Raw genomic sequence first — 4,198 nt, 5'->3', positions numbered from 1 at the left:
CTTTCACGGTAGATTTAGGTGGTGATCAGAATTTCTGTTCTACAGACAGTTATGTTATAGAAGCCACTCTTACAGGGGCAGCCCCTTCAGATGCTACATTTGAGTGGTCGGACTCCGATGGTGTAATAGTCGGGGAGACAGGTTCGAGTATCAGCGTAACAGAATCCGATACCTATACGGTAGAAGTAAGTGTTGATGGTTGTCCAAGTACAGAAAGTGTAACAATAGGCTTTTATGATAGCCCAGTAGTAGATTTAGGCGATGATGTTTCTCTTTGCGGAGTACCTAATGTTACTTTAGATGCCACGCCAAGTAACGCTTCAGATTTTGATATTCCATTAAACTATGTGTGGTACCAAGATGGTACAGAGATAACCGGTGAAACAGGTTCTACTTTAGATATAACACAAGAAGGTACCTATTTAGTAGAGGTAACCGGCAGTGTAATAGATGCAGAGGGGAACGTATTGAGTTTCACTTGTACCGGCACGGACAGTGTAGAAGTATCTACGGCAGATTTCACGGTAGATTTGGGAGCAGACCAAGCCTTGTGTGACCAAGAGAGTTATACTATAGAAGCCACCCTTACGGGGGAAGACCCAGCGGATGCTACCTTTGAGTGGTCAGATTCCAATGGTGTAATAGCTGGCGAGAGTGGGCAAAGTATCACGGTAACAGAATCCGATACCTATACTGTAGAAGTAATGATAGATGGTTGTCCTGCGACAGAGAGTGTAACGATAGACTTTTATCAAACCCCAATCATCGACTTGGGTGAGGATATGAGTACTTGTGATTTAGCAGGTTTGACCTTAGACGCCACCCCATCCAATTTTGATGCAGGAGATGTAAGCTACCAGTGGAGTTTTGATGGGGCGCCAATAAGTGAGAGCGGCGCAGTGGTAACCGTTGCAGATTACGGTTATGGAAGCTACGAAGTAACGGTAAGCGATAACGATGCCAATAGCGTATGTAACGCAGCTACTGCCAGTATAACAATTACCGAGCGTGACGATATAGGGGTAAGTCTAAGCGTAGACGCAGAGCAAAACTTAGAGCTTTACTATTGTGATGATGTAGATAACCCGGAAGTTCCGCAGCAGAGTTATACGTTCACGGCCAATTTAAGCAATGCCACTGCAGACGAAGTGGAATTTGTATGGTACAAAAACGGCGATGAGATACTGGGCGCCGAAGGCCAGAGCTATACGGTTACCTACGATGAAGATGGCGATTATGCAGACACCTATGAGGTAGATGTTTATTTGGGCAGCTGTAGCGCTACCGCTTCTATCGATGTATCGCTTGTGATAGCCCCTTATGAGAGTGGTTGTACCATTAGCGAGGGTTTATCTCCAGATACCACTCCTGGTGAGAACGATTGCTTAGACCTTAGTTTTCTATCAGAACGTACAGGAATCAAGAGTTTGAAGGTGTACAATCGTTACGGACGCCTTGTATTTGAGAAGAACAATTACGTAGATAGTTTCTGTGGTCAGGATAAAGACGGTAACAAGCTGCCTAACGGCACGTACTACTATATATTGGAATTTGATAAGGAAGACCCTGTATTTGGTTCGGTCAAGAAAGATTGGATTTATATAAACCGTGAATCAAATTAATTTTATACAGTTGTCAGCGCTCAAGACTTATAAGTTTTGAGCGTTGGCGGGCTGTTAAAAAAAACCTCAAACCCAAATAACAAAAGACAAGCAATGAGAAAAATCTATATAACATTAAGTGCTTTATTTATACTGGTATTGTCCAGTTACGATAGTCACGCCCAACAAGACCCGCAGTATACGCAGTATATGTATAATATGAATGTGGTAAACCCTGCCTATGCCGGTTCTAAAGAGAGCCTATCCATAGGTTTGCTTTATCGCGACCAATGGTCCGGTTTTGAAGGCGCCCCACAGACCTTTACTTTTTCTGCTCATTCCCCCATAGGCGATAAGACCGGCTTGGGCTTATCAGCTATATCAGACGAGGCAGGTCCTGTAAAAGAGACCAACGTATATGCAGATTTCTCCTATACGATAGCGTTGGGAGGCGACCATAAATTAGCCTTTGGGGTAAAAGCTGGGGCCACCTTTCACGATGTAGGCCTATTATCGTTAGATCTGCAAGATGATTTTGATATAGCCTTTGAAGAAAACATCAACGAGACCTATCCTAATTTTGGAGCAGGTTTCTTGTTTTATACCGATAATTACTATATCGGTTTTTCGGTACCCAACTTTTTAAACTCGACGCATTTAGATATAGATGGGCGTGAGTTTGGGACCGAGGAGCAGCATTATTTTGCCACTGCTGGTTATGTTTTTCAACTTAGCGATAATTTAAAGTTCAAGCCCTCTACTTTGGTAAAGAGCTCTTTTAAATCACCAATGTCGTTTGATGTAAACGCGAACTTTTTATTTTATGATCGCTTTGAGATAGGCGCCTCTTATCGTTATGAAGATGCGGTTAGCGGTCTTGCCAGTGTACGCGCTACAGATTGGCTACAGATAGGCTTTGCTTACGACCACTCTATATCAGATATAGACCAGCCCTCTTATGAGGCCTTTGTGTTGTTTGATGTATTCTTTAGCAAGAAGACCTATCGTTCCCCAAGATATTTCTAAACCCACCTAAGACAAAACAGAATTATGAAAAAAAGATATTATATAGTCCCATTATTATTTTTGTTTGGCGCGGGCGTTTTTGCTCAAAACAAAGATACCGAGAAAGCCGATAAGTACTTTGAGCGATTGGAGTACGTAAAAGCGATTGAGGAATATGAAGATTTGGTAGAAGACGGCGATGCCACGCCCTATGTTTATAAACAACTTGGCGAGGCCTATTACAAGCAGTACAACACCCAGCAAGCCGCACGTTATTATAAGATGTACTTAGACCAGGCAGCAGATGCAGATGCACAGGTATATTACCGTTATGCACAAAGTTTAAAGGCTAATAAAGACTATCAAGGCGCTAAGGCTGCGATGCAAGATTTTGCAAACCATGCCCCGCAAGACAGTCGTGCACAAGCTTTTAAATCCAACCAAGATTATTTAAACAAGCTTTTAAATGCAGAGCCAAAATTTACGGTAGACGCCTTTGATTTTAACAGCGATAACTCAGACTTTGGCGCGTATGCTATAGGCAATACTCTTTATTTTGTCTCTGCCAGGAACCAGTCGCGCCGTACCTATGGATGGAACGAACAACCAACTTTAGATGTGTTTGAGGCAGATAAAGTAGACAATACTTATCAGAATATCCGTTTGATAGAAGGCGATGTAAACTCTAAGTTTCACGAAGGGCCAATAAGTATCACCCAAGACGGACAAACGATGTACTTTACACGTAACGATTATTTGGATGGTAATTACGAGAAAGACTCGAAAGGAGTAAACCAGTTAAAAATTTATAAAGCCAAATTAATCAATGGAGAGTGGGACGATATCCAAAGCTTGCCATTTAACAACTCAGAATACTCCACCGGCCATACAGCACTAAGCCCGGATGGGAAGACGCTTTATTTTTCTAGTGATATGCCGGGAGGCCAAGGCGATTCAGATTTATATAAAGTAATGGTTAACGAAGACGGCACTTATGGTGAGCCACAGAACTTGGGCAGTGCGATTAATACCCCGGGCAAAGAAAACTTTCCTTTTGTAGATAGCGAAGGTAGGCTTTACTTTTCCAGCGACGGTCATTTAGGCCTTGGCGGCTTAGATGTATTTTATGTAGCCGATAGTGGGGAAGTAAAGAATATGGGCAAGCCTATTAACAGTAGTGGTGACGATTTTTCCTATAGTTTTGACAATAACAGTCAAAAAGGTTTTGTAAGCTCTAACCGCAGTGGTTTGGCAGAGAACGTTGCCAATGATAATATTTATCAGGTAGTACAAATTCAACCGCTTAAAGAGGTAGAAGTAATGGCTATGGTAATCAATGCAGAGACTGGCGACCCGGTTAACGGTGCCAGTGTAGTAGTGTACGACGACCAGGAAGAAGAAGTGGCCACGGCTATGACCAATTCAAGTGGTGGTACTAATTTCACCCTTCCGGGGAAGAAAGGCTATATGCTGCAAGTAAACGCTGATGAGTATGAAAGCAACGGCGCGCCGGTAGAAAAAGAAGAAGGCCAGGCCAGAGTTACAATCGAGTTGGAGCCAATCGAGAAGATGATCCAAGAAGAAGAGATTGT

3 protein-coding genes are annotated in these 4,198 nt (G+C 42.8%); all 3 read left to right on the top strand.

Features of this window, described 5'->3' with window-relative positions:
- A partial coding sequence (locus tag FKR84_RS13145) for a T9SS type B sorting domain-containing protein (RefSeq protein WP_141422781.1) occupies positions 1-1,622 on the top strand: 1,622 nt, incomplete at its 5' end.
- A 93-nt stretch (positions 1,623-1,715) separates the two neighbouring features.
- A complete protein-coding gene (locus FKR84_RS13140; protein WP_141422780.1) occupies positions 1,716-2,627 on the top strand; it encodes a PorP/SprF family type IX secretion system membrane protein in 912 nt (303 codons plus the stop codon).
- A 24-nt stretch (positions 2,628-2,651) separates the two neighbouring features.
- Positions 2,652-4,198, top strand: a 1,547-nt coding sequence (locus tag FKR84_RS13135; protein ID WP_141422779.1) for a carboxypeptidase regulatory-like domain-containing protein, incomplete at its 3' end; no start/stop codon positions are given.

The sequence above is a fragment of the Haloflavibacter putidus genome, from assembly GCF_006546625.1.
Lineage (GTDB): Bacteria > Bacteroidota > Bacteroidia > Flavobacteriales > Flavobacteriaceae > Mesonia > Mesonia putida.
This window is presented reverse-complemented; position numbering and strand designations above follow the sequence as displayed.

What these genes read in the sequence shown, in the direction of transcription:
- FKR84_RS13140 (WP_141422780.1), top strand. Translation starts at nt 1,716, where the DNA reads ATGAGAAAAATCTATATAACATTAAGTGCTTTATTTATACTGGTATTG.